The organism is Thiomonas sp. FB-Cd (assembly GCF_000733775.1).
In the GTDB taxonomy this organism is placed as follows: domain Bacteria; phylum Pseudomonadota; class Gammaproteobacteria; order Burkholderiales; family Burkholderiaceae_C; genus Thiomonas_A.
The window spans coordinates 561592-582792 of record NZ_JPOE01000005.1 but is presented as its reverse complement, the minus strand read 5'-3'; the positions used below and the strand labels follow the sequence as shown (position 1 = coordinate 582792).

Genomic DNA, 21201 nt, shown 5'->3' with positions numbered 1-21201 from the left:
CCCGCCATCACCCTGCTGTGCGCAAACCTGCCCGCATCCAGTAATCTTTCGTCATCATGCTCACACTTGCGCTGTCCAAAGGACGAATTTTCGACGACACGCTGCCACTGCTGGCACGTGCCGGGATCACCGTGGCCGAAGACCCCGAGTCCACTCGCAAACTGATTCTCTCCACCAACCGTCCTGATTTGCGCGTGGTTCTGGTTCGCGCAAGCGACGTGCCGACTTACGTGCGCTATGGCGGAGCGGACTTCGGCGTGGCGGGGTTGGACGTGCTGCTTGAGGCTGACGCAGCTCAAGGAGGCGACGGACTGTACCGCCCAGTGGATTTGGGCATCGCCCGCTGCCGCCTCAGCGTCGCGGTCCCGAAGGGCTACGACTACGCCCACGCTGTGCGCCAGGGGGCACGCCTGCGCGTGGCAACCAAATACGTACATCTGGCGCGTGAGCATTTTGCGGCAAAGGGCGTGCATGTGGACCTGGTCAAGCTTTATGGGTCGATGGAGCTCGCGCCGCTCATTGGCCTGGCGGATGCCATCGTCGACCTCGTCTCCAGCGGTGGCACCCTCAAGGCGAATGGGCTTCTCGAAGTGGAGCCGATCCGGGACATCTCGGCGCGGCTCATTGTCAACCAAGCAGCATTCAAGACCAAGACCGCCGCGCTTAAACCTTTGGTGGACGGCTTGCGCGAAGCCGCCACGATTCTCGACGCATCCCCGCACGCATGAACACCTCCGCATCCGACCTATTGCTGCGCCGGCTGGACACCAGTTCACCGGACTTTGAGGCGCAGTATGCCGAGCTCTTCGCACGCATGGCTGAAGAGAATGGCGAGATTGACGCTCGCGCGGGTGACATTCTGGCTGCTGTACGGGAGCGTGGCGACGCTGCGGTTCTCGAGTACACACGTCGCTTCGACCGTCTCGATGTGCCTGATATGGCCGCGCTTGAAATCTCGCAAGGTGAACTGCGGGCTGCACTCGCGCAGATTCCCGCGGCGCAGCGTGAAGCACTGGAGTATGCCGCACAGCGCGTGCGTGACTACCACCTGCGGCAGATGCAGCACGTGGGGCAAAGCTGGGAGTACCGTGATGCAGACGGGACGCTTCTGGGCCAGAAGGTCACGCCGCTGGATCGTGTGGGCATCTATGTGCCTGGTGGCAAGGCAGCGTATCCCTCTTCCGTGTTGATGAATGCGATTCCCGCGCACGTGGCTGGGGTGCAGGAAATCGTGATGGTCGTGCCAACCCCGGGTGGCGAGCGCAACCCCCTGGTGCTGGCTGCCGCTGCGATTGCCGGTGTAAGCCGCGCATTTGCGATTGGTGGCGCACAGGCGGTTGGGGCGCTGGCGTTTGGGACGGCTACGGTTCCCAAGGTGGACAAGATCACCGGGCCCGGCAATGCCTATGTGGCTGCGGCCAAGCGCCGTGTATTCGGCGTCTGCGGGATCGACATGATCGCCGGACCGTCGGAAATCCTGGTCATTGCCGATGGCACGACTCCGCCCGAATGGGTAGCCATGGACTTGTTCAGCCAAGCCGAGCATGACGAACTTGCGCAAAGCATCCTGCTGTGCCCGGATGCCGCGTACATCGACATGGTGGCTGATGAGATCCGCCGCCTTCTGCCTGGCATGGACCGACGCGAAATCATCACGGCCTCGCTGTCTGGACGCGGAGCGTTGATCCGCGTGCGCAACCTGGAGGAAGCGGGTGAGCTGGCCGACCGGATCGCCCCAGAGCATCTGGAAGTGTCGGCGGCTGACCCCCATCCTGTAGCCGAGCGTCTTCGCCACGCCGGTGCGATCTTTCTTGGCGCCTACACCTCCGAGTCACTCGGCGACTATTGCGCCGGGCCCAACCATGTGCTGCCCACCTCGGGCACTGCACGCTTCTCCTCGCCACTTGGGGTGTACGACTTCATCAAGCGGACCAGTCTTATCGAGGTGAGCCACGCGGGCGCGCAGCGGCTGGGGCGCGTGGCATCGGTGCTCGCACGCGGTGAACGCCTACAGGCGCACGCCCGGGCAGCCGAAATGCGACTCGATCATGAGCAGACGCAAGCGGGCGAGCCATGAGCAAGTACTGGAGCGACGTCGTGCATGGCCTCACCCCCTATGTTCCTGGGGAGCAGCCCAAGCTGACGGGGTTGATCAAACTCAACACGAACGAATGCCCATATGGCCCCAGCCTTCGCGTGCTGCAGGCCATTCGCGAGGCTGCGGGCGAAGACCTGCGGCTGTACCCGGACCCTGATGCGCGGGCACTGAAGGAGACGATTGCCGCACACCACCATCTGCAGCCGGAGCAGGTTTTCGTCGGTAACGGCTCCGATGAAGTCCTGGCCCATGCATTCCACGCGCTGCTCAAGCATGAGGCTCCGCTGCTGTTCCCCGATATCACCTATAGCTTCTACCCTGTGTACGCGCGTCTGTACGGGATCTCTTCACGCCAGCTGCCGCTGGATGCACAGTTTCGCGTCGTGGTGGACGATTACCTTGCTGTGTGCGCCGAGGGTCGCGTGGGCGGCATCATTTTTCCCAATCCCAATGCACCGACAGGCATCGCGCTGGAGCTCGAAGAGGTCGCTCGGTTGCTCACGGGGTGCCCGGATGCTGTCGTTGTGGTCGATGAGGCCTATGTGGACTTTGGCGCCGAAACCGCTGCGACGCTGATCAACCGTCACCCCAATTTGATCGTCATACGCACGCTGTCGAAGGCGCGCGCGTTGGCTGGCCTGCGGGTTGGATATGCGCTGGGCTCTGCGGAGCTCATCGAGGGAATCACGCGCGTCAAGGATAGCTTCAACTCCTACCCGCTGGACCGTTTGGCCATGGCCGGGTCGATCGCTGCAATCCAGGATGAGACCTGGTTTGCGCATACACGCGAGCGCATCGTCACCAGCCGTCACCAGCTCACCGCCGGGTTGCGCGCGCTGGGCTTTCAGGTCTTGCCCTCGGCTGCCAACTTCGTGTTTGCGCGCCACCCCACGCGCGATGGCGCGGAACTTGCTGCCAGGCTGCGCGAGCAGCGCATCTTGGTGCGCAATTTCCGGCAACCCGAGCGCATTGCGCCGTTTCTGCGCATCACCGTCGGCACCGATGCGCAATGCGAGGCATTGCTTCAAGCCTTGGCCGGTATTGTGCAGGGCACGCCAGCGGTTCTTAGTTAACATCGCATGACGATGCAGCACAGACCCGCATCTTTTCCCTCATCCCCAGCATGCGCACCGCCCAGGTCACTCGCCAAACCGCTGAAACCCGAATTGCCGTCGAACTTGGCCTCGATGGCACCGGCCATTCCCAACTTGCAACGGGTATCGGGTTTTTCGATCACATGCTGGATCAAATCGCACGCCACGGGCTGATCGATCTGACGGTCCAAGCCGACGGTGATTTGCACATCGACGCTCACCACACCGTGGAAGATGTGGGGATCACCATTGGCCAGGCGCTGGCCAAGTGTGTCGGCGACAAAAAGGGCATACGCCGCTATGGACATGCGTACGTGCCGTTGGATGAGGCGCTGTCGCGCGTGGTCGTGGATTTTTCGGGCCGTCCTGGGCTGGTCTGGCAGGTGCCGTTCACGCGCTCGATGATCGGCGCCTTTGACGTGGATCTGGCGCACGAGTTTTTTCAGGGTTTGGTCAATCACGCCTTCATCACCCTGCACGTGGACAACCTGCGCGGCGACAATGCGCATCACCAGTGTGAGACGGTTTTCAAGGCATTCGGTCGCGCATTGCGCATGGCTGCAGAACCGGATCCTCGTATGGGCCAGGTGATTCCCTCGACCAAGGGCTCACTATGATCGTGGCTGCGTTGTCGGCGACGACGTTCGCCTCCTGCTGATTCGCCATACCTTTCCATCGATCCTTCCGACGTCCGCATGAAAACGGTCGCCATCGTCGATTACGGCATGGGCAATCTGCGCTCGGTGTCACAAGCCGTTCAGCATGTCGCCATGGGCCAGCGCTGGCGCGTCCTCGTCACGTCCGATGCGTCCGAGGTTCGGCAGGCTGACCGCGTCGTCTTGCCCGGCCAAGGGGCGATGCCCGACTGCATGCGCGAATTTCGGGACTCAGGGCTGAAGGATGCGGTACTTGCGGCTGTGGACGCAGGCAAGCCGCTTTTCGGTGTGTGCGTGGGCATGCAAATGCTGCTCGATCGCAGCGCGGAGGGCCCGACGCCCGGGCTTGGGCTAATCGGTGGCGAGGTGCGGCGGTTCGCGCTTGAAGGGCAGACCCAGCCGGATGGCAGCCGCTACAAGGTGCCACACATGGGTTGGAACGCGGTGCGCCAGCAGGTGCATGAGGGCAGGGCGCATCCGCTGTGGGCAGGCGTGGCAGACGGCGCAGCGTTTTACTTCGTCCATAGTTTCTATGCCCTTCCGTCCGAGGCACGCGACATCGCGGGTCGCACCGAGTATGGAGTGACGTTTGCAAGCGCCATTGCGCGGGATACCATTTTTGCCACACAGTTTCATCCTGAAAAAAGCGCCGCGGCGGGCTTGATGCTCTACCGCAATTTCCTCGATTGGAATCCTTGACCCGGACAACCGGCAGGATGCCCTGAACTCGTCCTCCTCTCATCCCATGTTGCTGATCCCTGCGATCGATCTCAAAAACGGCCAGTGCGTGCGCCTGGAGCAAGGTGAAATGCAGGCCGCCACCGTGTTCTCGTCAGAGCCCGCCGAGATGGCGCGCCACTGGGTGAACCAGGGCGCTCGCCGCCTTCATTTGGTCGATCTCAACGGCGCTTTCGCCGGCAAGCCGGAAAATGAACCCGCCATCCGGGCCATCCTGCGTGCGGTGGGTGACGACATTCCCGTGCAGCTCGGCGGCGGTATCCGCGACCTGGAGACCATCGAACGCTATCTGGACGATGGGTTGAGCTTCGTCATCATCGGCACGGCTGCGGTGAAGAATCCTGGCTTCCTGAAAGAGGCGTGCAGCGCCTTCGGGGGCCACATCATTGTGGGTCTGGACGCGCGGGACGGTAAGGTCGCGACCGATGGCTGGAGCAAGCTCACCGGTCATGCGGTGGTCGACCTTGCGCGCAAGTTTGAGGACTACGGCGTTGAGGGCGTCATCTACACCGATATCGGGCGCGACGGTATGCTCACCGGGCTGAACATCGAGGCTACCGTGCGCTTGGCCGAGGCGCTGACCATCCCCGTCATCGCGTCCGGGGGGTTGGCGGGCATGGCGGACATCGAACGCCTGATCGAGGTCGAAGGTAGCGGTATTGAGGGCGTCATCTGTGGTCGTGCCATTTACACGGGCGCTCTTGATTTCAAAGCGGCCCTTGCACGCGTCGATGCGGCAGCCTGACTTCAGCGCACGCGGCGGACGTTCACCATGCTGTTCAAACGCATCATTCCCTGCCTTGACGTCACAGGTGGGCGCGTCGTCAAGGGCGTGAACTTTGTCGGATTGCGCGATGCCGGCGACCCCGTGGACATCGCCGCGCGTTACAACGAGCAAGGCGCGGACGAACTGACATTCCTGGACATCACCGCCACCTCTGACGAGCGTGACCTGCTGCTGCACATGATCGAAGCAGTGGCCGCGCAGGTCTTTATTCCCCTGACAGTCGGCGGTGGAGTGCGCACCGTTGAAGACGTGCGTCGTCTGCTCAATGCCGGGGCTGACAAGGTCAGTTTCAATTCTGCCGCAGTCGCCAATCCGCAGGTGATTGTTGATGCGTCGGGCAAGTATGGGGCCCAATGTATTGTGGTGGCGATCGACGCCAAGCGTCGCTCGGGCGACGAAGTTCTGGCGCGCGGCGCCGGGTGGGACGTCTATACGCATGGCGGGCGGCGCAACACCGGATTGGACGCCGTGGATTGGGCGCAGCGCATGAGCTGCGCTGGAGCCGGCGAGATTCTGCTGACCAGCATGGACCGTGACGGCACCAAGGCTGGCTTCGACCTCGAGCTGACCCGGGCGGTCGCGGATGCGGTGCCGGTGCCAGTGATTGCGTCCGGGGGCGTCGGTAGCCTGCAGCACCTTGCCGAAGGCATTACACGGGGACACGCTGATGCTGTGCTGGCTGCAAGCATCTTCCACTATGGCCAGCACACGGTGGGTGAGGCGAAGCGGTTCATGGCAAATCTGGGTATTCCCATGAGGCTGGAAGCGGCGCTGGCATAAATGGCAAACCACCGGCGCGTGCATCCTGCGCTGCCGTCACTACACTTGGCATATGAACTGGCTCGATGACATTCACTGGGATAAGGACGGGCTCGTTCCGGCGATCGCGCAGGAGACCGGCAGCAAGGACGTCCTGATGGTGGCGTGGATGAACCGCGATGCACTCAGGCGCACGCGCGAGCTCGGCGAGGCCGTTTACTGGTCACGTTCACGCAAGCGCCTTTGGCACAAGGGCGAGGAATCGGGTCATGTGCAAAAAGTCGAATCGATCCGATTGGACTGTGACGGTGATGTGATTTTGCTCACTGTGCGGCAACTTGGCCATGAGCCCGGCATTGCCTGCCATACCGGTCGGCATTCCTGCTTTTTCCGCCAGTTGCAGGGCGAACGGTGGCAGAGCGTCGAGCCGGTATTGAAGGACCCTGAGCAGATCTACCGATGAATGCGAAGACCGCAGCACCTGCAGACGCAGCCGAGTTTCTTGAGCGTTTGGCAGCCGTCATCGAAAGCCGCAAACAGGCCGATCCGTCGATATCCTATGTCGCAAAGCTGTTTGCCAAGGGCGAGGATGCCGTACTGAAGAAAGTCGGCGAGGAGGCCACCGAGTTCGTGCTCGCAGCCAAAGGCGGACAGCGCGGGCAGATCGTGTACGAGGCTGCCGATTTGTGGTTTCATACGATTGTCGCTCTTGCTGTGCACGACATTCACCCCCACGAGGTGTTGGCCGAGTTGGCGCGGCGCGAAGGACTCTCGGGGCTCGAGGAATTCGCAAGCCGCACCCGGACGTAATGCGCCAGCGCAAGGTTGGCCATTCTTGCACTCAGACTTCGCGCGATCACGAGCGCACAAAACCATGCATGATCCAAATTGCATTTTCTGCAAAATCATCCAGGGAACAATCCCGAGCAAGAAGCTCTACGAGGATGACGATGTCCTGGGCGTTTTCGATATCAACCCGGCATCGCCCGTGCATTTTCTGCTCCTGCCCAAGCGCCATATCCCCACACTGCAACATGTGAAGGAGGGGGACAGCTCCTTGCTCGGTAAAATGCTGGTGTTGATTCCGCAACTGGCCGAGCAGCAAGGCTGTGGCGATGGCTTCAAGACCGTCATCAACACCGGGCCGAATGGCGGGCAGGAGGTTTACCACCTGCACATTCATGTTTTGGGCGGCCCCCGCCCTTGGAAACGCGCGACGATCTGAAGTCGCCAAGGAGTATCGAAATGGGCTCATTGAGTATCTGGCATTGGCTGATTGTTCTGGTCATCGTGATGATGGTGTTCGGCACGAAAAAGCTGAAAAATATTGGTTCCGACTTGGGCTCCGCGGTCAAGGGCTTCAAGGAAGGCATGCGCGACGGCGACGCGGATGCTGCATCCGGAGCTCCCGCATCGACTGACAAGCAGATTGGCGGTCAGGCGGGCGCTGCGAAGAAGGACACCATCGACGTCGAGGCCAAGGAAAAATCCTGAATCCCGCACAGCGGCTCTGGGCCGGCCGTTTTGCCGGCTTTTTTCTTGCCAGTCTTTGTGTTCGCGCCAGATCCACAGCCTGACAAACCAGCATGTTCGACATTGGCATTTCCGAGCTCGGGGTGATCGGCGTGGTTGCGCTCATCGTGCTTGGCCCCGAGAAGCTACCGAAGGTGGCGCGCACAGTCGGCAATCTGCTCGGTCGTGCGCAGCGCTACATGGCCGATGTCAAATCGGAAGTCAACCGGCAGATGGAGCTCGAGGAGCTGCGCAGCATGAAGGCGACGGTCGAGTCCGCAGCGCAAGACATTCATAGCACAGTGGCCAAAAATATCAGTGAGGTCAACGAAGAATTCGATTCAGCCTGGAAGGAGGCCACGGCCGGGCTTCAAGGTGCTACACAAGGCTCAACCGACTCCCTTGCCTTCAGTGGCGAAGCCCATCTGGCGGAAAGCTACAAGCCCAAGCGCCTCAAGAAATCAACGGGCCAGGCTCTCCCGCTGTGGTACAGGCGGCAAGCGCGCATCCGCACCCACGCCCTGTCCGGCGCTGCACGCGTGGCCCGTCATCGCCCGCGTTCAGGCGTGTAAGACGTGCCCACATAACTCCATGTCTCTCCAGTGACCGATCCCAAGCCGTCCGACTCCCAAGATCCGGAAGCCGAGCAGCCCTTTGTGACCCATTTGGTCGAGCTGAGAGATCGGCTGATTCGGGCGGTCGCGTCCGTGGGCGTTGTATTCATCGTGCTGGCCATCTATCCGGGCCCGTCGGGTCTTTTCGACCTGTTCGCCAAGCCTCTGATTGCGCATCTGCCGCATGGATCCACGATGATCGCCATCGGGGTGATCACGCCATTCCTGGTGCCGCTCAAACTCACGATGCTGGTGGCGCTGATGGTCGCGTTACCGGTGGTGCTGTATCAGCTTTGGGCTTTCGTTGCGCCGGGGCTCTACACGCATGAAAAGCGTTTGGTGGTTCCGCTGATTTTCATCAGCACCGTTCTGTTCTATCTCGGCGTGGCTTTCGCCTATTTCATCGTGCTGGGCCGCCTGTTCACCTTCATTCAGGACGTTGCGCCAAAGGTCATCACCGCGGCGCCCGACATCGAGTCCTACCTGAGTTTCGTGTTGACCCTTTTTCTCGCGTTTGGTACGGCCTTTGAAGTGCCGGTGGTGCTCATCCTGTTGGTGCGCTTCGGTGTCTTGACCATCGAGCAGCTCAAGGCGTGGCGGGCGTATTTCATCGTCGTGGCCTTCATCATTGCCGCCGTCATTACCCCACCGGACGTGTTTTCGCAGACATCGCTGGCCGTGTCCATGATCTTGCTGTACGAGGTGGGCATCGTGGGGTCGCGCATGCTTGGCAAGTACGCGCAACCACCCGAGGAAGACAGCGATAAGGGCCAGGGTTCCGCACCGCCCGCGTGATCCGCGAGAAGCCGGGCAGGGCTTGGCCCGCGTGGCGGCGTGCATTGGGCCCGCGCTAGGGGTCCGTGCCGCCATCTCCACGTGAAGCATCTGCCAATCGCGGGCGTGTTCCGATTCTGACCTGCAAGACCTTTTCGTGTCCGCGGGCGAGGATGTGCATCGCTGCGGTGCTACCGGGTTTGAGTGCCGCCACGGCATTGAGCAGCTGGCCTGTGTTGTGCACGGGCTGGCCGCCGATATCGAGCACCACATTGCCCGCACGCATGCCCGCGTGATCGGCGGGTCCACCCTGCAGCACGTCGGCGGCGATGACCCCCTCGGTCACCGGTAAGTTCAAGGCCTGAGCCAGCTGCGGCGTGATGTCCTGAGGCTCCACGCCGATCCATCCTCGCACCACCCGGCCGTGCGCGATCAGTTGTTGCATCACATTGCGCGTAATGGTGGCCGGCACAGCGAAGCCGATGCCCAGCGAGCCACCCGAGCGTGAGAAGATGGCAGTATTGATGCCGAGCAAATTGCCATGGACGTCCACCAGCGCACCGCCTGAGTTGCCCGGGTTGATTGCGGCATCGGTCTGAATGAAGTCCTCAAAGGTGTTGATGCCCAACTGGGTGCGCCCAAGGGCGCTGATGATGCCCTGGGTCACGGTCTGCCCGACGCCGAAGGGGTAACCGATGGCAAGCACCACGTCGCCGACGCGTGCTTGCGTGTCGTCGGCGAATGCCAGGGTCGGGAGGTGGCGAAGATTGATTTTGAGTACGGCGAGATCCGTGTCCGGGTCCCGCCCCACCACCGTGGCCGCTGCTTCGCGTCCATCGGCAAGCTTGACCTCGATTTCTTCGGCGCCGTCGACCACATGGTTATTGGTGAGCACATAGCCATTCGGGCTGACGATCACACCCGAACCAAGGCCAACCGTGGGTCGGCGTGCGCTGGAGCCGCCGAAAAACTGCTCCAGGGGTGAACCCTCTCGCGGGCTGCTCAGCCGTGTCGTTGTGACGGAAACAACCGCCGGCATGGCACGCGACGCGGCAGCGGCGTAGGATCCGACAGCCGTGGGTAGACCGGATGGGCCATGCAGCGAGGAATGGCCGGCGCCCGGCGCAGCCGTATGCTCCAGCCATTGGGGTGCCAGCATCTGCACGGCGAACACGACGCCCAAGGCCAATGTCGTGGCCTGAGCGAAAATCAACCACAACCTGCGCATATCCACCTTTCATGAACACGATCAACCGCGATCAGTTGGCGGTTTACCTGCACGATTTTCTGCGTGCCGATGGTTTTGAAGATTATGGACCAAACGGTTTGCAGGTTGAGGGAACGCCCAGGGTCCGACGTATTGCGAGTGGCGTGACGGCCAATCTTGCGCTCATTGAGCAGGCGACTGCGTGGCAGGCGGATGTGATTCTCGTGCACCATGGCTGGTTTTGGCGAGCCGAAGACCCGCGGATCGTAGGACAAAAGCATAAGCGGCTGCGAGCCTTGCTCGCAGCCAACATGAATCTGTTTGCGTACCACCTTCCGTTGGACGCGCATCCTCTGGTGGGCAACAATGCGCAACTGGCAGCCCGTATGGGCTGGCAGATCGAGGCGCGGTTTGGCAAGCAAGATCTGGCCTGCCTGGGCACCGGGCCGCAGTCCACACTGGGGGATTTGGTCGACGCACTGACCAACCTATTGGGGCGTGCGCCGCTGCTGGTGGGTGATCCCACCACGCCCGTGGGGCGCCTGGCATGGTGTACCGGAGCGGCCCAGAGTTGGATTGAACAGGCTCATGGGGCCGGGGCCAATACCTATGTGAGTGGCGAGATTTCCGAGCCCACCGCGCATTTTGCGCGTGAGATGGGAGTCGCCTACCTTGCGTGTGGGCACCACGCCACGGAACGTTATGGCGTGCAGGCGTTGGGCGAGCACTTGGCGCGCAGCTTCGGCGTTGATCACCGTTTTTTCGACATCGACAATCCAGCATGAACACATCGCGGTCGTTGGCGCCTCTGGCCCTTTCCATGGGCGATCCTGCTGGCATCGGGCCCGAGGTGATCGTCAAGGCATTCTCCAAGGGCGCGGCGCCGGGCTGTGTGGTCGTCGGCGATGCGCACGTGATTGCCCACGCAGCCGCAAGCTTGCGCTTCGATCCCGACACGCTGCGTCCGAGCATCGCACGCGTTGACGCGTTGGACCAGCTCAGCCGCGTTCCCCCCGGTGCGATTCCCGTACTGCAGGCGCCAGGCATCGCACCAGGTTCTCTGCAAGGCCTGGCGCCCGGACGCGTCGATGCGCGGGCAGGCGCTGCCGCGCATGCGGCCATTGTGTACGCGGCACAGGCCGCGCTGCGCGGCGAGGTGGCAGGTGTGGTCACGGCGCCCATCCACAAGGAAGCCCTGCATGCGGCAGGCGTGCCATTTCCTGGCCATACCGAGTTGCTTCAGCATCTTTGTGGCGGCGTGCCGGTGCGCATGATGCTCGCCAATGACGAGCTCAAGACGGTCCTGGTGACGATCCATGTGAGCGTGCGCCAGGCGATCGATGCCATCAGCACTGAAGGTGTACTTCAGACGATTCGCATTACGCACAACGCCCTGCGGCGTTGGGGGGTGCAAAGCCCGCGTATCGCAGTCGCCGGGCTCAATCCGCATGCGGGCGAGGGCGGTTTGTTCGGCGACGAGGAGTCGCGCGTCATCGCCCCGGCACTTGCTCAGGCGCAGGCAGAAGGCATCATGGCCAGCGGTCCACATCCGCCCGATACGGTTTTCATGCGGGCTCGCGACACCCCGCAGCATCCCGGCGCGTACGACGTGGTGGTGGCGATGTTGCATGACCACGGGCTGATCCCCGTCAAATACCTCGGGCTTGATGCGGGGGTGAATGTCACTTTGGGTCTTCCCTTTGTCCGCACCAGCCCTGACCATGGCACGGCATTCGATATCGCCGGCTTGGGTGTGGCTGATCCAGCCAGTCTCGTCAGTGCGATCACACTGGCGCGAAAGCTGGCTGGCGCCAACGAGGATGCGCTCAGCGTTTGAGTGCGTCGCGGATTTCGCGCAGCAGAAGGACATCTTCCGGTGTTGCGGGGGCCGGGGCCGGGGGCGCCGCGCGCTTGAGTTTGCTGATCAGCCTGACCATGAGGAAGATCACAAAGGCCAGAATCAGGAAATTGATGGCGATGGTGATGAAGTCACCATAGGCCAACACGGGAACATTGGCTTTCTTCAGTGCCGCAAGAGTCATTTCGGTTCCGGCTGGCACGGCGCCGAGCGGAATAAAAAAGTTCGAAAAATCGATCTTGCCAATGATGGCTCCAACCACCGGCATGATGATGTCACCCACGAGGGCCTCGACGATCTTGCCGAATGCACCTCCGATGATCACGGCCACGGCCAAATCAACGACGTTGCCTTTGACGGCAAATTCCTTGAAGTCACTCATAAAGCTCATGGTCAGGCTCCCGTGTAAAGGTGATTGCGAAGGCTTTGACTGTAGCGTGTCTTGAAGCAATTCGGGACATCCGTCTTAGGCAAGTTGGCGGGAGTTGGCGCTTTCATCCATCGATTTTGTGGATCGTTTTGCAGAATCCATATCGAATATTGCAGCGCAGCACGATATTTATTGATGAAACACAATGCCGAGGCCCTAAATCAGTGATCTCTTATACATGGTTTTCCTAATGCGAATTCGCCGCGCTGGGACCAGAATTCGGTCACTCTCCAGGAAGTTGACGGGCTACCCCGCATTTCCTGGTTCGACCGTGGTGCGCACGCCGCAGCCGGTGGTCCACGCTCCTCTGACGAACGCATCGACACAATGGATTCCCAACGCCGAACTTGGTTGATTGCCGCAGGTGCCGCGACCTGCGTTGCAGGGGGCGCGACTGCAGTGCCCTTTGTTGAGTCCCTGGAGCCTTCTGCAAAAGCCAGGGCTGAAGGCGGACCGATCGAGGTGGATATTTCCCAGCTCCGCCCTGGCGAGAAGATGACGGTGCTGTGGCGTGGGCAGCCCGTTTGGTTCCTGCGCCGCACGCCGCAGATGCTCGCCTCGCTGAACCTTACCCAGTCACTGGTGGCAGATCCCCTGTCCAAGCGGACGGCTTTTCCGACACCGCCCTGGGCACAGAATCAATGGCGCTCGATCAAGCCCGAATTTCTCGTCGTCATCGGCATTTGCACGCATCTCGGCTGTTCGCCCGTCAACCGCTTTACGCCAGGTCCTCAACCGTCGCTGCCAAGCGACTGGCAAGGGGGGTTTCTTTGCCCATGCCATGGCTCCGAGTTCGATCTTGCCGCTCGCGTGTTCAAGAACATGCCGGCACCGGACAACCTTCCAGTGCCGCTGTATCACTTCCTCAACGAGCGCAAGATTCTTCTCGGCGAGTACAAGGCCTGAGCGCCTCAATTGGAGACAACCATGGCTGAACACGCTTTGCCGGATGCGCCGGCACCGGACGGGGTGCCGCGCGGCGGGCTGCGTCAATGGATCGACGACCGCTTTCCTTTCTCCGCACTCTGGGCTGCCCACCTGACGGAGTACTACGCGCCCAAGAACCTGAATTTCTGGTACTACTTTGGCTCGCTGGCCATTGTGGTTTTCGCGATTCAGATCATCAGTGGCATTTTCCTGGTGATGCACTACAAGCCTGACGCGGTCCTGGCCTTCGGCTCCATCGAATACATCATGCGTGATGTCAGCTGGGGCTGGCTGATTCGCTATATCCACTCCACCGGTGCCTCGGCGTTTTTCGTCGTCATTTACATGCACATGTTTCGCGGTCTGCTCTACGGTTCGTACCGCAAGCCGCGCGAGCTGGTGTGGATTTTCGGTTGCCTGATTTTCCTGAGCCTCATGGGCGAGGCCTTCTTCGGCTACCTGCTTCCCTGGGGTCAGATGTCCTTTTGGGGGGCGCAGGTCATTGTCAACCTGTTCTCGGCCATTCCATTCATCGGTCCTGACCTGTCGCTGTGGATACGGGGGGACTACGTCGTCAGCGACGCGACGCTCAACCGTTTCTTCGCATTCCACGTCATTGCCATTCCGCTGTTGCTCATTGGTCTCGTGGGCGCACACATCATTGCGCTGCACCAGGTGGGATCGAACAACCCCGACGGGATCGAGATCAAGGCCAACAAGGACGCGCGTGGCAACCCGCGCGACGGCATTGCTTTCCACCCCTACTACACCGTGCATGATTTGTTCGGGTTGTCCGTCTTTCTCACGATTTTCTGCGCCGTGTTGTTCTTTGCGCCAACGTTCGGCGGCTATTTCCTGGAGCACAACAACTTCATTCCGGCAAATCCGCTGAAAACCCCTCCTCACATCGCTCCGGTTTGGTACTTCACTCCCTTCTATTCGATGCTGCGGGCCACCACAAGCACCTCGGTTCACATTTGGATGGTGGTACTCGCGTCCGCAGCCCTGTGGGGTGCCTGGCGCCTGCGCCGCAAACCACTGCATGTGGCGCTCCTTGCCGCCGTCATGGCGTTGCTCCTTTGGGCCATGGCGACCGTGGATGCGAAGTTCTGGGGCGTGGTCGTGATGGGCGGTGCGGTGATCTCGCTGTTTTTCCTGCCGTGGCTGGATCATTCCCCAGTCAAATCGATCCGCTATCGTCCGAAGTGGCATCTGTGGATGCTTATCGTCTTCGCGTTCGCCTTCATTGTGCTCGGATATTTCGGCATTTCGGAGCCATCGCCCGTGGGCTACTGGATTTCAGTGACCTGTACGTTCATTTACTTCGGTTTTCTCTGGCTCATGCCTTGGTGGACCCGTCTTGGCGAGCCCAAACCCGTGCCTGAGCGGCTGGTCTACCACCCGCACTGAACCATGACCATGTCCCCTATCCATCGTGCATTTCTGCGGATTGCCCTGCTCCTCGGACTGGGCTGCGCCAGCCTGTCTGCACACGCGGCAGCCGAGCAGCAGGGCATCCCCCTGCGGCACGCTCCCTATCGGGTCAATGATCTGCTCGCCCTGCAAAACGGTGCAAAGCTCTTCGTGAACTATTGCCTGAATTGCCACGCTGCCGAGTTCATGCGCTATGAAAAACTGCGCTCCATCGGGCTCACCAGTGGCCAAGTCGAGAAAAACCTTCTGTTCAGTGCGCCCCGGCTCGGCGACACGATGAAAGTCTCCATGACATCCGCGCAGGCCCAGGCATGGTTTGGCGCGGCTCCGCCCGATCTCAGCGTAATTGAGCGCGCGCTGGCCTCGCACCGTGGCTCCGGAGCTGATTTTCTCTACACCTATTTGCTGACCTTTTACCGTGACACCAGCAGGCCGACCGGCTGGAACAATTTGGTCGTACCCAGCGTGGCGATGCCCAACCCGCTGTGGCCCCTGCAGGGGCAGCGTGCGGCAAAGTTCGAGCTCAAGCAGGACGCCGCGGATCCCGATCTGCAGCTCAAGACTTTTGTCGGATTCGAGCAGCTCACTCCGGGCAGCATTTCGCCAAGGCAGTATGATTCACAAATTGCCGATCTTGTGGCCTACATGCAATGGATGGCCGAACCCGACCAACTGGAACGCAAACGCCTGGGCGTCATCGTGCTGCTGTTCTTGGCCGTGTTCACTTTCATCACGTGGCGCCTCAAGTCCGAATACTGGAAAGACGTGAAGTAGGTGTCGCTGTGTCCCTACGTCCTGGTTGTGCATGCCGGGTCGCGTGGTTTCGTGCTTCGGTTGGCTTTCCCGGGGGTGAGGCTTCTCACTCCCTTCGCTTTTTCAGGAGTCGCCCTTCATGATGGTGCTTTACTCTGGCACGACCTGCCCCTTCTCGCAGCGATGCCGATTCGTCCTTTTCGAAAAGGGCATGGATTTCGAGATTCGCGACGTTGACCTCTTCAACAAGCCGGAGGACGTCAATGTCATGAATCCCTACGGTCAAGTTCCCATCTTGGTCGAGCGTGATCTGATTTTGTATGAATCCAACATCATCAACGAATATATCGACGAGCGCTTCCCGCACCCGCAACTCATGCCGGGTGACCCGGTAGCGCGCGCGCGTGTGCGCCTGTTCCTTTTTAACTTTGAAAAGGAGCTGTTCGTGCATGTGTCGACGCTCGAATCGCGTGCGACAAAAGCCAATGAAAAGGCCATGGAAAAGGCGCGCGCTGCCATTCGTGATCGCCTGACCCAACTGGCCCCGATCTTCACGAAGAACCGCTTCATGCTCGGTGACGACTTTTCCATGCTCGATGTGTCCATTGCGCCTCTGCTGTGGCGCCTCGATCACTATGGCATCGATCTGCCGAAATCCGCGGCGCCCTTGGCCAAGTACGCTGAGCGCATTTTCCAGCGACCGGCCTATATCGAAGCGCTTACCCCTTCCGAAAAGGTCATGCGCAAATAAAACAACCGCCTTGTGCTGAGAACGATGAGTAGCGCCGCTGACAGCCCGAGTTCGACCAAGCCTTATCTGTTGCGTGCCCTTTACGAGTGGTGCACTGACAATGGCTTCACCCCTTTCCTCGCCGTGCATGTCGACGGTCAGGTGAGGGTGCCCCGCGAGCACGTGAAAAATGGTGAAATCGTGCTCAACATCAGTTTTGGTGCCACCGGCGGCCTTAAAATCAGCAACGAGGACGTGCGGTTCAAGGCGCGTTTCGGTGGAGTGGCGCGCGAAATCATGGTGCCAATCAGCCATGTCACTGCCATCTATGCCCGTGAAAATGGTCAGGGAATGGCGTTTCCTTTGCCCGAGCTGGCTGAGGATGCGAGTGATGATGGACAACCCGGTGCTGGGGCGACTTCGTCATCGGATGCCTCGGCGTCAAATCGTTTGCACGCCGTGCCCGATACTCCAGCGCAGGGAACTGCCGAAGAAGAGACACCTCCGCCTGAGCCACCTCCACGTCCATCGGGATCGCACCTCAAGCGAGTGAAATAGACTTGCAGTTCAGATGCTGTGGGCGAGATTTTGACGACTTCGCGCCACCATCGCGCCGCTTTAGCTCAGTTGGTAGAGCAACCGCCTTGTAAGCGGTAGGTCATCTGTTCGAGTCAGATAAGCGGCACCACAAACAACCGGCAAATCAGCAGGCTAACTCCCAGCAGATTCCTGGAAAGATGCCAGGTCAGGTCTGCGCAGCCCCGGCAGGGGGCGCGGAGTCCTGCGCACCCTGTGGCAGACCCACGGCCGCGATTGGATTGCGCGCCGCTGGCGCGACTCCGCCTTCCCCTGGTTCAGCAGCGCGCGTTGCTGGCAGTAGCGCATGCGCGAGCTGCGCAACGGCCCCGATGCACAAATGCAAGTTGACATCCTCCCCGCCCTTGGCTTTCGCCACCGCTTGCGCGGGAAGGACGGGGATTCCTGCGGCGCTACGCATGCGTGACCTCGTGCGCAGTCGCTTCGGTGGGTTCCTGCTTCGCCGAGGGGCCCGAATGCGCCACCTCTCCACAGGCTGCAACGCGGTGTCCCCGCGCCAGAATATTCATCGCGCCGACCACATCGGCGTGATGCGCGTAGCCACACGCCACGCATCTGAACTGGGCCTGCGTGCGGCGATTGTCCGCCGCGATGTGGCCGCAGCACGGGCAGGTTCGGCTCGTGTTGTGCGGCGGCACCGCAACGAGCCATCCGCCGCTCCACTGGAGCTTGTAGTCCAGTTGCCGGCGAAACTCGGCCCAGCCCTGGTCCAGGATCGACCGGTTCAGGCCGCTCTTGGCCCGGACATTCGTCCCCGGTGCCTCGGCACTACCCCTGCTCGACCTGGACATGTTCCGTACCTGCAAGTCCTCGATACACACCATCGCGTGGTTTTGGCTGATGGATGTCGTGGCCTTGTGCAGGGCGTCGCGCCGGGCATTGGCGATACGGGTGTGAAGGGTCTGAACCCTCCGTTTGGCCTTGTGCCAGTTCTTGCTGAACTTCACCTTGCGGCTCATCGCCCGCTGGTACCGCGCAAGCCGCACCGCGTGCTTCCTGAAGCTGTTCAGCGGTGCCAGGAACGTGCCGTCGCTGAACGTGGCAAAGCGGGCAATGCCCACGTCGATCCCGATGGCGCGGATGGCGCTCGGGATCGGCTGCTCGACTTCACGCTCGGTCTGGATCGACACGAACCATTTGCCACAGGATGCGCTCACGGTGACGTTGCGCACCGCACCGAGCACATCCCGGCTGCTGCGATAGCGCAGCCACCCCAGCTTGGGCAGAGCGATGCGGCTGTTCCCCGGATCGAGCTTGATCTGTTTCGGATCCGGGTAGCGGAAGCTGTCGCTCTGGCCCTTCTTCTTGAAGCACGGAAAGTCCGCGCGCCTGGCGAAGAAGTTGGTGTAGGCGCGTTCCAGATCCTTGAGCGCCTGTTGCAACGGGTGGATCGGTGCCTCGGCCAGCCATGGCGCAACGCGCCCCGAAGGCAGCGGTGCCCCGTTGCGCCATGCCGTGAGTTCCTTGCACAGCCCGGCGTAGCCGAGCTTTTTCTCACCCCGCTCGTGGCGGGCCTTTTGCAACGCCAGCGCCTCATTGAACACGACCCGGCACGAGCCCGCGAAGCGGCGCATCTGGCGCTGCTGCGGGCCGTTCGGACGAAGCTCGAACTTGAACGCCTGGAGTCGCTGCATGACTGGTTTAATGTGCAGCTTATGCGGCGCCACTTCAAGCCAAACAAGGATGCCTGTGGCATCCGCGCTTTGCTTCCCCGCGCTGAAGGACCGGGCCTGTCGCGCATCGGGTCAACGTGCTGCGCGCACAATGCTCGGTTTACTTTCCGGATGATGCAAACCATGGCGCTGAAGGCGATTATCTACAAGGCCGACCTGCAGGTGTCCGACATGGACCGGAACCATTATGCAGACCATGCGCTGACGATCGCCCGCCACCCTTCAGAGACGGATGAGCGGATGATGGTGCGGGTGCTGACGTACGCGCTTCACGCGCAGGAAGGGATCGCCCTGACGCGCGGTTTGTTCAACGTCGACGAGCCTGAAATCTGGGTCAAGGACTTAACTGGCGCGATCAAGCTGTGGATCGACGTCGGTCAGCCTGATGAGAGCCGCCTGCGCAAGGCCTGCGGTCGCGCCGAGCAGGTAGTCGTCGTGTGTCACGCAAGCAGCGCCGAGGTCTGGTGGAAACAGATCGAGGTCAAACTGGCGCGCCTGACAAACCTGAGCGTGTTGCGCCTTCCCGCCGACGTCAGCCAGGCCTTGGCCGGGCTCACCGAACGAACCATGAAACTGCAATGCCTGGTGCAGGATGGGGCGGTCTGGCTCAGCAACGGGAACGCCTCCGTCGCAGTCGAGCTGCAGAGGCTAAAGTGGGCTGAGGAGGCCGCCGGACCAAGGCGATGAGGGGCGTAGGATAAGGGGGTGTGTGAGGTGGGAGGACCTTTGGCCGTCCCAGGCCGCCCTCCGTCCACCGTCCAAGCCATACAGCCATGTCCAAGGCCCTGATCCTTGATTACTCGAGCGCCGTCCACACCGAGTCGACGGCGAAAGCCGTCACCGAAGGCGTCCGTTGCATCGGTGCCAGTGTTGACCTTGAGCGCGTCGCCGAAGCCGCCCCGAGCGAGATCTCCGAATCGGCTGACGTCAAGCTCGATCAGCTCGCCCGGGTGGTTTCGGCCGCCGACCTTGGGTTGTGCGACTCGACCACCTTCAGCGCGCCGCCGCATTTCCGGCGAATGCCTTGGCAGCTTGCGGCCATCCTCAAGCTGGCAGGACGTCAGTGCCAGCGCACCGGCGTCGGCCTCGCCGGCTCCCACTTTCGGTGCCGGCTGATCGCCGAAACGGCAAACAAGCAGTTCGACAATTGAACAAATGCCCGCGCATTCCCCTTCCTCGCCCGGCCCGACGCACAGCGTCGCTCAGGCGAAGCCGACCGGGCAGGAGGGGGTCAAGCGGGCGGTTTTCGCTTGTTGTTCCTTGCGAGGCTGGATAAAATAACAGCATGCAACGGCGCAAAGTCACGCTGAAGCTGTATCCCAATGCCGCGCAAGCTGCGCGGCTTGAGGCTTGGACGCGGCTGCACTGCGAGTTGTACAACGCGGCGCTCGAAGAGCGCATCGACGCCTGGCGCAGGGCCGGCAAGTCGATCAGCTACTACGACCAGCAAAACGTCCTGCCGCAGATCAAGGCGGATCGGCCTGAGTTCGTGAAGCTCGGCAGTCATGCCTTGCAGCAGACACTGCGGCGGCTGGATCTCGCCTTCCAGTCGTTCTTTCGCCGGGTCAAAGCTGGTCAAACGCCCGGATTCCCCCGCTTCAAATCCGCCAAGCGGTTCTCGGGCTTTGCCTATCCCGACCCGGCTGGCTGGAAGCTCATGCAGCACGGCGGCCGTGGTGCCACGCTGCGCATTGGCAGTGGAGACACGGCCCTGTCCATCCGGGCGCGCGGGCAGCATCGCTTTGGCGGTGATGCCAAGCCCAATGACATCACCCTCACGCGCAGAAACGGCCAGTGGTTCGTGTCGGTGACGCTGCGCGTGCCCGAAGAAGCCTGCGGGCAGCGCACCGATGATCAGCGCCGAGGCGTGGACTTCGGCGTCAACGATTGGGCGACGTTCGACGACGGACAGACGATTGCGAACCCGCGCTGGCTGCGCGAGGAACTGCCGCGCCTTGCCGCGCTGCAGCGGCAGCGCGCCAGGAAGAAGAAGGGATCGTTGCGCTTCAAACGGCTCGGGCGTCGCATTGCCCGGCTGCACGATCGCATTGGCAACCTGCGCCGGGACTTCGTGCACAAGGAAACAACCAAGATGGTGGGGCAATGCGCCGTCCTGGCCACCGAACAACTCGCACCGAAGAACATGAGCCGCAGCGCACGCGGCACGGTGGATGCACCGGGCCGGCGCGTCAGGCAAAAGGCCGGACTCAACCGGGAGATCCTCTCGGCTGCGTTCGGCATGGCGCATCCGATGCTGGCGTACAAAGCGGAAGAAGCTGGTACGCGACTGCACCTGAGCAACACGCGCCAGCTCAAACCGTCGCAGCGCTGCGCGGCGTGTTGGGAGATCGCGCCCAAGACGCTCGCAGATCGCGTGCATGTCTGCCCGCACTGCGGGCATGTCATGCAACGCGACCAAAACAGCGCGTTGGTGGTGCTCATCGACGCGAACACGCCTGGAACGGGCGTGGCGGCGAGACCGAAACCTCTGCCACGGCAACGGGACAAGTCCAAGTCTGTGACCCGCGAAACCCCCACGACAACCGCGCAAGCGGTTTAG

General features: G+C 61.5%; 27 protein-coding genes and 1 tRNA gene. 24 read left to right on the top strand and 4 right to left on the bottom strand.

Annotated features, from left to right (window positions below; translation table 11 throughout):
• The first annotated feature begins 56 nt into the window (after positions 1 to 56).
• The 13 genes from hisG (at position 57) to tatC (ending at position 9053) form a co-directional block, all read left to right on the top strand.
• Positions 57 to 728 carry an ATP phosphoribosyltransferase gene (hisG, locus tag CD04_RS0116395; RefSeq protein WP_031408708.1) on the top strand — a complete coding sequence of 224 codons (672 nt, stop codon included), beginning with the start codon at positions 57 to 59 and terminating at the stop codon, positions 726 to 728.
• Positions 725 to 2077, top strand: a complete 1353-nt coding sequence (gene hisD, locus CD04_RS0116390) for a histidinol dehydrogenase (protein ID WP_031408707.1) — start codon at positions 725 to 727, stop codon at positions 2075 to 2077. Before hisG ends, hisD begins: the two co-directional genes overlap by 4 nt.
• Positions 2074 to 3171, top strand: a complete 1098-nt coding sequence (hisC, locus tag CD04_RS0116385) for a histidinol-phosphate transaminase (RefSeq protein ID WP_031408705.1) — start codon at positions 2074 to 2076, stop codon at positions 3169 to 3171. The genes hisD and hisC overlap by 4 nt, the downstream gene beginning before the upstream one ends.
• A 50-nt stretch (positions 3172 to 3221) precedes the next feature.
• Complete coding sequence (gene hisB, locus CD04_RS0116380) at positions 3222 to 3809, top strand: imidazoleglycerol-phosphate dehydratase HisB (RefSeq protein ID WP_197033150.1); 588 nt, start codon at positions 3222 to 3224, stop codon at positions 3807 to 3809.
• A gap of 78 nt (positions 3810 to 3887) precedes the next feature.
• Positions 3888 to 4547: an imidazole glycerol phosphate synthase subunit HisH gene (gene hisH, locus CD04_RS0116375; protein WP_031408700.1), complete on the top strand. Its 660-nt coding sequence runs from the start codon at positions 3888 to 3890 to the stop codon at positions 4545 to 4547.
• 46 nt (positions 4548 to 4593) lie between these two features.
• The gene (hisA, locus tag CD04_RS0116370) at positions 4594 to 5331 is read left to right on the top strand and encodes a 1-(5-phosphoribosyl)-5-[(5-phosphoribosylamino)methylideneamino]imidazole-4-carboxamide isomerase (RefSeq protein WP_031408697.1); all 738 of its coding nucleotides are present in this window, start codon (positions 4594 to 4596) and stop codon (positions 5329 to 5331) included.
• Between the two features lie 27 nt (positions 5332 to 5358).
• On the top strand, positions 5359 to 6153 hold the full coding sequence (gene hisF, locus CD04_RS0116365) for an imidazole glycerol phosphate synthase subunit HisF (RefSeq protein ID WP_031408696.1): 795 nt from the start codon (positions 5359 to 5361) through the stop codon (positions 6151 to 6153).
• Between the two features lie 52 nt (positions 6154 to 6205).
• Positions 6206 to 6595: a phosphoribosyl-AMP cyclohydrolase gene (hisI, locus tag CD04_RS0116360; RefSeq protein WP_031408694.1), complete on the top strand. Its 390-nt coding sequence runs from the start codon at positions 6206 to 6208 to the stop codon at positions 6593 to 6595.
• Positions 6592 to 6942 carry a phosphoribosyl-ATP diphosphatase gene (locus CD04_RS0116355; protein WP_031408692.1) on the top strand — a complete coding sequence of 117 codons (351 nt, stop codon included), beginning with the start codon at positions 6592 to 6594 and terminating at the stop codon, positions 6940 to 6942. Before hisI ends, CD04_RS0116355 begins: the two co-directional genes overlap by 4 nt.
• A gap of 64 nt (positions 6943 to 7006) precedes the next feature.
• Positions 7007 to 7357 (top strand): histidine triad nucleotide-binding protein, encoded by a 351-nt coding sequence (locus CD04_RS0116350; RefSeq protein ID WP_031408690.1) that lies wholly within the window; start codon positions 7007 to 7009, stop codon positions 7355 to 7357.
• Between the two features lie 20 nt (positions 7358 to 7377).
• Entirely contained in the window at positions 7378 to 7626 is a 249-nt protein-coding gene (gene tatA / locus CD04_RS0116345) for a Sec-independent protein translocase subunit TatA (RefSeq protein WP_031408688.1), read from the top strand.
• 92 nt (positions 7627 to 7718) lie between these two features.
• The gene (tatB, locus tag CD04_RS0116340; RefSeq protein WP_031408686.1) at positions 7719 to 8216 is read left to right on the top strand and encodes a Sec-independent protein translocase protein TatB; all 498 of its coding nucleotides are present in this window, start codon (positions 7719 to 7721) and stop codon (positions 8214 to 8216) included.
• A gap of 30 nt (positions 8217 to 8246) precedes the next feature.
• Complete coding sequence (gene tatC / locus CD04_RS0116335) at positions 8247 to 9053, top strand: twin-arginine translocase subunit TatC (protein WP_031408683.1); 807 nt, start codon at positions 8247 to 8249, stop codon at positions 9051 to 9053.
• Positions 9054 to 9108: 55 nt separating this feature from the next.
• Here the strand turns inward: tatC and CD04_RS0116330 are convergent, their stop codons facing one another.
• The gene (locus CD04_RS0116330; protein ID WP_031408681.1) at positions 9109 to 10260 is read right to left on the bottom strand and encodes a S1C family serine protease; all 1152 of its coding nucleotides are present in this window, start codon (positions 10258 to 10260) and stop codon (positions 9109 to 9111) included.
• Positions 10261 to 10271: 11 nt separating this feature from the next.
• Between CD04_RS0116330 and CD04_RS0116325 the strand changes: the two genes are divergently transcribed.
• Positions 10272 to 11024, top strand: a complete 753-nt coding sequence (locus tag CD04_RS0116325; RefSeq protein ID WP_031408679.1) for a Nif3-like dinuclear metal center hexameric protein — start codon at positions 10272 to 10274, stop codon at positions 11022 to 11024.
• Positions 11021 to 12076 carry a 4-hydroxythreonine-4-phosphate dehydrogenase PdxA gene (gene pdxA / locus CD04_RS0116320; protein ID WP_031408677.1) on the top strand — a complete coding sequence of 352 codons (1056 nt, stop codon included), beginning with the start codon at positions 11021 to 11023 and terminating at the stop codon, positions 12074 to 12076. Before CD04_RS0116325 ends, pdxA begins: the two co-directional genes overlap by 4 nt.
• Here pdxA and mscL read toward each other — a convergent pair.
• Positions 12066 to 12488, bottom strand: coding sequence for a large conductance mechanosensitive channel protein MscL (gene mscL / locus CD04_RS0116315; protein ID WP_031408676.1), 423 nt, complete (start codon positions 12486 to 12488; stop codon positions 12066 to 12068). The genes pdxA and mscL overlap by 11 nt on opposite strands.
• Positions 12489 to 12854: 366 nt before the next feature.
• Between mscL and petA the strand changes: the two genes are divergently transcribed.
• The 6 genes from petA to CD04_RS0116285 all read left to right on the top strand — a co-directional run bounded on the left by petA (position 12855) and on the right by CD04_RS0116285 (position 17059).
• The gene (gene petA, locus CD04_RS0116310; protein WP_031408674.1) at positions 12855 to 13433 is read left to right on the top strand and encodes a ubiquinol-cytochrome c reductase iron-sulfur subunit; all 579 of its coding nucleotides are present in this window, start codon (positions 12855 to 12857) and stop codon (positions 13431 to 13433) included.
• 21 nt (positions 13434 to 13454) lie between these two features.
• The gene (locus CD04_RS0116305) at positions 13455 to 14864 is read left to right on the top strand and encodes a cytochrome bc complex cytochrome b subunit (RefSeq protein WP_031408673.1); all 1410 of its coding nucleotides are present in this window, start codon (positions 13455 to 13457) and stop codon (positions 14862 to 14864) included.
• 9 nt (positions 14865 to 14873) lie between these two features.
• Positions 14874 to 15662 (top strand): cytochrome c1, encoded by a 789-nt coding sequence (locus CD04_RS0116300; RefSeq protein ID WP_031408671.1) that lies wholly within the window; start codon positions 14874 to 14876, stop codon positions 15660 to 15662.
• Positions 15663 to 15780: 118 nt separating this feature from the next.
• Positions 15781 to 16392, top strand: coding sequence for a glutathione S-transferase N-terminal domain-containing protein (locus CD04_RS0116295; RefSeq protein WP_031408669.1), 612 nt, complete (start codon positions 15781 to 15783; stop codon positions 16390 to 16392).
• Positions 16393 to 16416: 24 nt separating this feature from the next.
• On the top strand, positions 16417 to 16929 hold the full coding sequence (locus tag CD04_RS0116290; RefSeq protein WP_031408667.1) for a ClpXP protease specificity-enhancing factor: 513 nt from the start codon (positions 16417 to 16419) through the stop codon (positions 16927 to 16929).
• Between the two features lie 54 nt (positions 16930 to 16983).
• Positions 16984 to 17059 (top strand) — tRNA-Thr (locus CD04_RS0116285).
• Positions 17060 to 17116: 57 nt separating this feature from the next.
• Here CD04_RS0116285 and CD04_RS0116280 read toward each other — a convergent pair.
• Both CD04_RS0116280 and CD04_RS0116275 read right to left on the bottom strand, forming a co-directional pair.
• Positions 17117 to 17368, bottom strand: coding sequence for a hypothetical protein (locus tag CD04_RS0116280; protein WP_156030315.1), 252 nt, complete (start codon positions 17366 to 17368; stop codon positions 17117 to 17119).
• The gene (locus tag CD04_RS0116275; RefSeq protein WP_038168724.1) at positions 17361 to 18602 is read right to left on the bottom strand and encodes an RNA-guided endonuclease TnpB family protein; all 1242 of its coding nucleotides are present in this window, start codon (positions 18600 to 18602) and stop codon (positions 17361 to 17363) included. The genes CD04_RS0116280 and CD04_RS0116275 overlap by 8 nt, the downstream gene beginning before the upstream one ends.
• 162 nt (positions 18603 to 18764) lie before the next feature.
• On the opposite strand from CD04_RS0116275, the gene CD04_RS0116270 reads away from it, so the two are divergent.
• The 3 genes from CD04_RS0116270 to CD04_RS0116260 all read left to right on the top strand — a co-directional run bounded on the left by CD04_RS0116270 (position 18765) and on the right by CD04_RS0116260 (position 21201).
• Positions 18765 to 19328, top strand: a complete 564-nt coding sequence (locus tag CD04_RS0116270; RefSeq protein ID WP_031408661.1) for a YaeQ family protein — start codon at positions 18765 to 18767, stop codon at positions 19326 to 19328.
• Positions 19329 to 19414: 86 nt separating this feature from the next.
• Complete coding sequence (locus CD04_RS0116265; protein WP_051849357.1) at positions 19415 to 19792, top strand: hypothetical protein; 378 nt, start codon at positions 19415 to 19417, stop codon at positions 19790 to 19792.
• Between the two features lie 134 nt (positions 19793 to 19926).
• The gene (locus tag CD04_RS0116260; protein ID WP_031408657.1) at positions 19927 to 21201 is read left to right on the top strand and encodes an RNA-guided endonuclease TnpB family protein; all 1275 of its coding nucleotides are present in this window, start codon (positions 19927 to 19929) and stop codon (positions 21199 to 21201) included.

What these genes read in the sequence shown, in the direction of transcription:
- hisG (WP_031408708.1), top strand. Translation starts at nt 57, where the DNA reads ATGCTCACACTTGCGCTGTCCAAAGGACGAATTTTCGACGACACGCTG.
- hisD (WP_031408707.1), top strand. Translation starts at nt 725, where the DNA reads ATGAACACCTCCGCATCCGACCTATTGCTGCGCCGGCTGGACACCAGT.
- hisC (WP_031408705.1), top strand. Translation starts at nt 2,074, where the DNA reads ATGAGCAAGTACTGGAGCGACGTCGTGCATGGCCTCACCCCCTATGTT.
- hisB (WP_197033150.1), top strand. Translation starts at nt 3,222, where the DNA reads ATGCGCACCGCCCAGGTCACTCGCCAAACCGCTGAAACCCGAATTGCC.
- hisH (WP_031408700.1), top strand. Translation starts at nt 3,888, where the DNA reads ATGAAAACGGTCGCCATCGTCGATTACGGCATGGGCAATCTGCGCTCG.
- hisA (WP_031408697.1), top strand. Translation starts at nt 4,594, where the DNA reads ATGTTGCTGATCCCTGCGATCGATCTCAAAAACGGCCAGTGCGTGCGC.
- hisF (WP_031408696.1), top strand. Translation starts at nt 5,359, where the DNA reads ATGCTGTTCAAACGCATCATTCCCTGCCTTGACGTCACAGGTGGGCGC.
- hisI (WP_031408694.1), top strand. Translation starts at nt 6,206, where the DNA reads ATGAACTGGCTCGATGACATTCACTGGGATAAGGACGGGCTCGTTCCG.
- CD04_RS0116355 (WP_031408692.1), top strand. Translation starts at nt 6,592, where the DNA reads ATGAATGCGAAGACCGCAGCACCTGCAGACGCAGCCGAGTTTCTTGAG.
- CD04_RS0116350 (WP_031408690.1), top strand. Translation starts at nt 7,007, where the DNA reads ATGCATGATCCAAATTGCATTTTCTGCAAAATCATCCAGGGAACAATC.
- tatA (WP_031408688.1), top strand. Translation starts at nt 7,378, where the DNA reads ATGGGCTCATTGAGTATCTGGCATTGGCTGATTGTTCTGGTCATCGTG.
- tatB (WP_031408686.1), top strand. Translation starts at nt 7,719, where the DNA reads ATGTTCGACATTGGCATTTCCGAGCTCGGGGTGATCGGCGTGGTTGCG.
- CD04_RS0116330 (WP_031408681.1), bottom strand. Translation starts at nt 10,260, where the DNA reads ATGCGCAGGTTGTGGTTGATTTTCGCTCAGGCCACGACATTGGCCTTG.
- CD04_RS0116325 (WP_031408679.1), top strand. Translation starts at nt 10,272, where the DNA reads ATGAACACGATCAACCGCGATCAGTTGGCGGTTTACCTGCACGATTTT.
- pdxA (WP_031408677.1), top strand. Translation starts at nt 11,021, where the DNA reads ATGAACACATCGCGGTCGTTGGCGCCTCTGGCCCTTTCCATGGGCGAT.
- mscL (WP_031408676.1), bottom strand. Translation starts at nt 12,488, where the DNA reads ATGAGCTTTATGAGTGACTTCAAGGAATTTGCCGTCAAAGGCAACGTC.
- petA (WP_031408674.1), top strand. Translation starts at nt 12,855, where the DNA reads ATGGATTCCCAACGCCGAACTTGGTTGATTGCCGCAGGTGCCGCGACC.
- CD04_RS0116305 (WP_031408673.1), top strand. Translation starts at nt 13,455, where the DNA reads ATGGCTGAACACGCTTTGCCGGATGCGCCGGCACCGGACGGGGTGCCG.
- CD04_RS0116300 (WP_031408671.1), top strand. Translation starts at nt 14,874, where the DNA reads ATGTCCCCTATCCATCGTGCATTTCTGCGGATTGCCCTGCTCCTCGGA.
- CD04_RS0116295 (WP_031408669.1), top strand. Translation starts at nt 15,781, where the DNA reads ATGATGGTGCTTTACTCTGGCACGACCTGCCCCTTCTCGCAGCGATGC.
- CD04_RS0116290 (WP_031408667.1), top strand. Translation starts at nt 16,417, where the DNA reads ATGAGTAGCGCCGCTGACAGCCCGAGTTCGACCAAGCCTTATCTGTTG.
- CD04_RS0116280 (WP_156030315.1), bottom strand. Translation starts at nt 17,368, where the DNA reads ATGCGTAGCGCCGCAGGAATCCCCGTCCTTCCCGCGCAAGCGGTGGCG.
- CD04_RS0116275 (WP_038168724.1), bottom strand. Translation starts at nt 18,602, where the DNA reads ATGCAGCGACTCCAGGCGTTCAAGTTCGAGCTTCGTCCGAACGGCCCG.
- CD04_RS0116270 (WP_031408661.1), top strand. Translation starts at nt 18,765, where the DNA reads ATGGCGCTGAAGGCGATTATCTACAAGGCCGACCTGCAGGTGTCCGAC.
- CD04_RS0116265 (WP_051849357.1), top strand. Translation starts at nt 19,415, where the DNA reads ATGTCCAAGGCCCTGATCCTTGATTACTCGAGCGCCGTCCACACCGAG.
- CD04_RS0116260 (WP_031408657.1), top strand. Translation starts at nt 19,927, where the DNA reads ATGCAACGGCGCAAAGTCACGCTGAAGCTGTATCCCAATGCCGCGCAA.